Below are 5,509 nucleotides of genomic sequence, written 5' to 3'. Positions count from 1 at the left end.
GACTTTACCGACTACCCAGTGGCTGCTTAATTGTGCCGTTTGATGGACCTTTTGTCCTGAAACAGCATTATTTACCGATCGGCAAGGAACCCTCCGCGACGTACAGACAGGTGTAAGAGCGGAGTGATCGTGCGTCGGTCGATGGTGTTGCAGGACCTTCGAGTCCAGGAGCTGAAGCGAGCTGGCGGCGGATCGAACTACACGATCGTGGGTCCCGATTCGTTCGTGATTGACGAAGCCGACAGTTTCCTGCGGCTGTACGACGGGCTGGGATCGCAGCGAACCTACGCCTACTTCCTGGTCGATCACCTTCGCTGGCGAGTTCGGGAAGGGCTGACGACCGAGTCGGTAACCCTCGTGGATCTGCATCGGTACATGGGGGCCGTGGGGGCGCGGGTGCCGATGCCGTTCGGCTTGCCGTGGAGGGTCCCACCGAAGCGCCCCTACGACACGTCGGCGCTCGGAGTCGCGGCGGCCTGCCTGAAGGGCTTCTACGTCCACTGCTGCACGGCCTCCGGGATCAACGACGAGCTGCGGCTCGCACTGGCCCTGCAACGGCTTCCCACACAGGCGGACCGGGACCGTGCCCTGAAGGGACACATCATGACCCGGGCGCCGGCCAACCCCCTGACGAAGAACGGACGGAACCGGGGGCGCCCGCAGCGGCGCCATCCGAAGATGCTCCCGGAGGGAGCCCGCCCGGAACTGGTGACGGCGGTGAACACCGCTCGCGACGAGATGGTCGTGACCTGGCTCTCCGACACCAGCTTGCGAATCGGCGGTCTGACCGGACTGCACCTGGCGGATCTCCACCTGCGCGACGACGCGCCCTGCGGCGAGTGCCGGAGCCCGCATCTGCACGTCTGCCATCGCTGGGGGAACCCGAACCGGGCCGCGGCGAAGATCAAGCCGGATTGGCGGGTGGTGGACGGGGTGATCACGGGCGGGGAGATCTACCGGGCCAGCCCGGCGATGATCAGCAGCTACTTCAAGTACATGACGACCGAGTACGCAAAGCACGCGGCCGGGCACGGAATGCTGCTGATCCAGTTGGCGGGCCCGAACCGGGGCATGCCCTGGACGGCGGACGCCGCCCGGGGCATGCTCCGGCGGGCCGGCCGACGCGCCGACCTGCCGGGGCGGATCACGCCGAAGGCATTCCGGCACCAGTTCACCAATGACGTGATGGACGCCTCCGGCGGTGATCCGCTGGTCGCGAAGGCGGCTGGGAACTGGGCATCGGCCAAGATGGTCGACGAGGTCTACGGCCACCCGGACCTGCACTCGCCGGAGTTCGGCGCCGCACTGAAGAGCGTGTGGGGTGAGGAATGACAGCTCTCCGCCTCCTGCCGATGGTGGCGAACGGCACCGTGGCGTCGCGCACGACCACCGACCGCCTGGAACTGCTGCGGACTTTGATCGCGGCGCCGACCTTCGACCCGCTGTTCCGCGAGGACGTCATCTGCGTGCCCGGACACCACCCGAACTACGGCTGGCTCTGCCCGGTCGGAGGCTGCCGGCGGGCCGCAGACGGCAGAGAGTTCTGCTGGACGCATTCGCGCGAGTGGACCCAGGTGAAGGCGTCGGGCGGCAACATCACCGACTTCCTGAGGGCGGCCCAGCCGCTGAAGTCACTCTCGTGGCACGCCGCACCCGACTGCATCGTCTGCCCCGGCATTCCGTCCTTCAGCAATGACCAACTCTGCTACCTGCACGCACACCAGTGGCCGCAACGCCGCAGGGACCACGCCGCGCGGACGGGCCAGGAGCTCACCTTCGACGCCTGGCTGGGCTCGGCCAGGCGCTACACCGCATTCGGCGGCTGTCGGGTCCTGTCCTGCCCCGAGCAGGCAGGATTCCCGATCGGTCTGTGCTACCGCCATCACCGGCAGTACCAGCGCGAAGGCTGCCCTGGAGGCGCTCGCATGCCGACGAACTGGTCGAGGTCCCTGGCCAAGGTCGGGCACGTCGAGACCCTCTACACCGATGAGGCACGATTTCGACGCTGGTGTTCGGAGACCGGCCCCACACGGCGTGCGAACGGCCAGGTGTCTCTTCTGGGGCTTCGGCCACTGGCCAAAGCCGAGATCCAGTGGACGATGTTCCACCACGTCCAGGGAACGAAGGAAGGCGCGACCTGGCCGCTGTCATGGATCGGTCGGGTTGCCGACTGCTGCAGGGAACAGGACGTGAACTCCCTGGTCGACCTTGACCTGGACGCCTGCGTCCTGCACGCACGGCAGGTCGCCAAGGGGATGCTCAAACACCTGAGGCTCGCCTACTTCACTCGCGAGGACACCAAGGAAGCGGGCTTCATCGAGACCGATCACTTCGGTGTCCGCTTCCCGCAGGCCGAGAGCCACATCGACCTCGCCGGCATTTCACAGCGCTGGCTGCGGGACCTGCTCTGGGACGACTTGGCGGCGGAGTTCATCGCCAAGCCGTCCCGTTCCCGATGGCCGGTGGACCAAAGGCGGCGCGGCGTCATTGAGCTGTCCGCCTTCCTCCTGGCCCGCGCCCCCGCAGGCGGGAACGACCCCGAGGCGCTGACCAGCGTCCACATGGTCGACTTCATCGCCGATCAGCGACACCGGGCCAAGAACGGACTGCCGTCGCTGGGACTCCGCAAGCAGGGCCGCGAGGGCACCAGCGTGATGTCGGACGGCATCGCCTGCGACAACCTGAACGGGGTCCGACGCCTGCTTCGCGGCGCCTTGGAGACCGGAGCCTCAGAGGCCATCGGTCTCGGCCGCGAATTCATCGTCGCGCTGCCCCAGTCCCAGAAGAAGGTCGGCCGACGCAAGCCCTTCTCCGACGAGGTCGCCAAGGCGCTGGCATCGCCGGCCAACCTCACGGCCCTGGAGGCCCTGGACAGCGGTGACCGCGGTCTTCGGGATATCTGGGAGGGCCTCGTCGTCACCGGGCGACGCTGCAGCGAGGTGTTGAACGTCCGTCTGGACTGCATTGACCGGCACGGCGAGATCCCGATGTTCTGGCACGACCAGACCAAGGTCGGGAACTTCGACGAGGGAATCCGCATCTCCGAGCGGCTCTTTCAGCGCCTGCAGGCCCGCCAGGCCAAGACCACCGACCGGTTCGTCCAACGCAACGGCCGCCTACCCACCCAAGCCGAGCGGCTGGAGCTGGCCCTGTTCCCCCGCGCGACCTGCAACAAGCAGGGCATCAAGGGAGTCTCCTACGGTTGGTTCTCCACGCTGTTCAGCGCCTGGGTCAAGAGCCTGGAGCTTCGGGCCGTCGCTCACCAGGCCCGCCACACCCTGGCCACCAACCTCCTCAAAGCCGGCGCCAACCTGACCCACGTGAAGCGCTACCTCGGACAAATTTCCGAGGCGATGGCCGAGCACTACGTCCACATCGCGAACACCGACCCCCGACTCAACACCGCCCTCGAAACCGTTTGGGTCGCCGGCCCCGGCGCCCTCGAACCCGGCATCGTGCTGTCGGACATCGAGCCGATGAGCCGGGAACGCGCCGAAGCCCTCCTCATCGACCTCAGCCGCACCTCCACCCCCGCCGAAGGCGGCTTCTGCACCTTCCAACCAGTCGTGAACGGTGACGCCTGCCCCTGGAACCTGAACTGTCACAACTGCGACAAGTTCGTCATGTCCGGCGCCGACCTCGTCTACTGGCACCGCAAGCGCGAGCAGTGGCGGATGCTCGCCGAACGCGCCCCTGACAGTGCCACCGCCGACTTCCTCCACGAGGTATTCGAGCCCACAGCCCGCGCCATCGACGGCCTGGAGAAGGCCCTGGCCGCAGTCGGCCTCTTGGAGGACGCGCTCGCACTCGACCTTCGCCGCCCCCAGGACTACTTCGGCCGCGTCTGGAGCACGGCCTTCCAGGCCCAGAAACTCGCAGACCACGCCCCAGGAGGCGATGCCGAATGAGACCGGAGTCCACCACGGCGGCCATCGCCGCCCGCCGTCGACAGACCGAGGACAAACTGTCCCGCGTGGCAACAGCGATCGGCCAGCTCCGACGAGAGCGGGGCCACCTGACTATCCGCGGGATCGCCCAGCGGGCCGGCGTGTCCACCACCTTCCTCTACGAGAACGCGGACGCCCGCGCACTCGTCAAGAATGCGGTCGCCGACAGCCGCAGTCGTTGTGATCACCTGGCTCAGCAGCAGCACGAGCAGATCGAGGCGACCTGGCGCGAGCGCGCGCTGAACGCCGAGGCCGAGCTCACCCGAACCCAGAAGGAGGTCCTGGCCCAGCGCCGGCAGATCGGCGAGCTCATGGGGCAGATCCGCGACTTCGACCAGATGGTCCCCGGCGAGTCCGTCCAGGCCCTCGTCACCGAGAACACCAGCCTCAAGCACCGCGTCCAACAGCTCACCCAAGAGCACCGAACTCTGCAGGAGCGGCTCGAAGGCGCCCGCTCCAACCTTCGCTTCGCCGACAAGCGCATCGCTGCCCTCGAAGCCCAGATCCTCGAACTCCAATAGCAGCCAATCTAGTTGGAACATATCCGGATGCGTCCGGAGTTGACGGTCGAGACCATGGTCTCCGTCACCCTGCGGTGACCTGCCATTCAAGATCATCAACGGGAGAACGGCCTGACCATGCGGCTGATATTCATCGACGACAGCAGGCAGATGGACTGCCCACGTGAAAGGGTCGGCGATCTGATCGCCCTCGGAGGTGTCAGCGTCCCGGAGAAGTCCGTGCTGCCCTTCGCCGAGGACCTGCAGAGGATCAAGAAGGACCTCGGGATTCCGGCCGACGAAGAGATCAAGTGGAAGCCCGCGAAGAAGAGCTTCCTTGCGACCGCCGGCGGCGACCTGGTGAAAGATCTCCGACGCCGGATGCTCCAGGCCGCCATCGACCGGGACATCCGATCAATGGTTGTCATCCTCGATCACTCGCGCGCATACACCGGCTGCACCGTCGAGGAGGCCGGGCGCGAGATCCTCAAGTGGCTCTACGAGCGCATCTCGATGCACCTGGGCGACCACGACGACGTCGGCATCGTGTTCGCTGACAAACCGGGGGGCGGCTCAGCTCAGGAAGGCAAGTGGCTTGCCAGCACCCTCGCGCTCACCGACAACGGCACCGAGTACATCGCCCCGGGCAAGGTCGTCCTCCCCATCGTCACAGCACCGAGCCATCACGTTCCACATCTGCAGCTGGCGGACCTAGTCGTGGCTGCCTCCACTGCAGCGGTCGCTGGCCGGCAAAGTGCGGTCGACCTGAAGGACCTCCTCTATCCGCTTGCGCACAAGCGATCGACCGGGTCCATCAACGGCGCTGGCGTCGTGATCTATCCCGACCGCCCGAACCTCTACTACCGGGCCTTCGGCGAGGAGACGTACTGGAGGGGCTGGGTGGGTTTCGGGCTGCCGGACAAGCAGTTTGACTACTTCGACAACGTCGGGCTGAAGCCCTCCGCTTCCCAGCCATGATTGCCAGGTGAGTGCGTCCCGGACATGAACGCGACGCATTCACCCAGCTCAGAGGCGATGCGAACTCGCGGCGGTTCGGAAAAC

The 5,509-nt window shown here is 66.4% G+C and carries 4 protein-coding genes; all 4 read left to right on the top strand.

Annotated features, from left to right (window positions below; translation table 11 throughout):
* Nucleotides 1-141 precede the first annotated feature (141 nt).
* The 4 genes from ACFWIS_RS40300 to ACFWIS_RS40285 all read left to right on the top strand — a co-directional run bounded on the left by ACFWIS_RS40300 (nt 142) and on the right by ACFWIS_RS40285 (nt 5,425).
* Nucleotides 142-1,332, top strand: coding sequence for an integrase (locus tag ACFWIS_RS40300; RefSeq protein ID WP_380524382.1), 1,191 nt, complete (start codon nt 142-144; stop codon nt 1,330-1,332).
* A complete protein-coding gene (locus tag ACFWIS_RS40295; protein ID WP_380524380.1) occupies nt 1,329-3,908 on the top strand; it encodes a tyrosine-type recombinase/integrase in 2,580 nt (859 codons plus the stop codon). The genes ACFWIS_RS40300 and ACFWIS_RS40295 overlap by 4 nt, the downstream gene beginning before the upstream one ends.
* The gene (locus tag ACFWIS_RS40290) at nt 3,905-4,468 is read left to right on the top strand and encodes a DUF6262 family protein (RefSeq protein ID WP_380524379.1); all 564 of its coding nucleotides are present in this window, start codon (nt 3,905-3,907) and stop codon (nt 4,466-4,468) included. The genes ACFWIS_RS40295 and ACFWIS_RS40290 overlap by 4 nt, the downstream gene beginning before the upstream one ends.
* Nucleotides 4,469-4,585: 117 nt before the next feature.
* The gene (locus ACFWIS_RS40285) at nt 4,586-5,425 is read left to right on the top strand and encodes a DUF3800 domain-containing protein (protein WP_380524378.1); all 840 of its coding nucleotides are present in this window, start codon (nt 4,586-4,588) and stop codon (nt 5,423-5,425) included.
* Nucleotides 5,426-5,509: the final 84 nt, after the last annotated feature.

The organism is Kitasatospora sp. NPDC127060 (assembly GCF_042724935.1).
Taxonomy (GTDB): Bacteria; Actinomycetota; Actinomycetes; order Streptomycetales; family Streptomycetaceae; genus Kitasatospora.
This window is presented reverse-complemented; position numbering and strand designations above follow the sequence as displayed.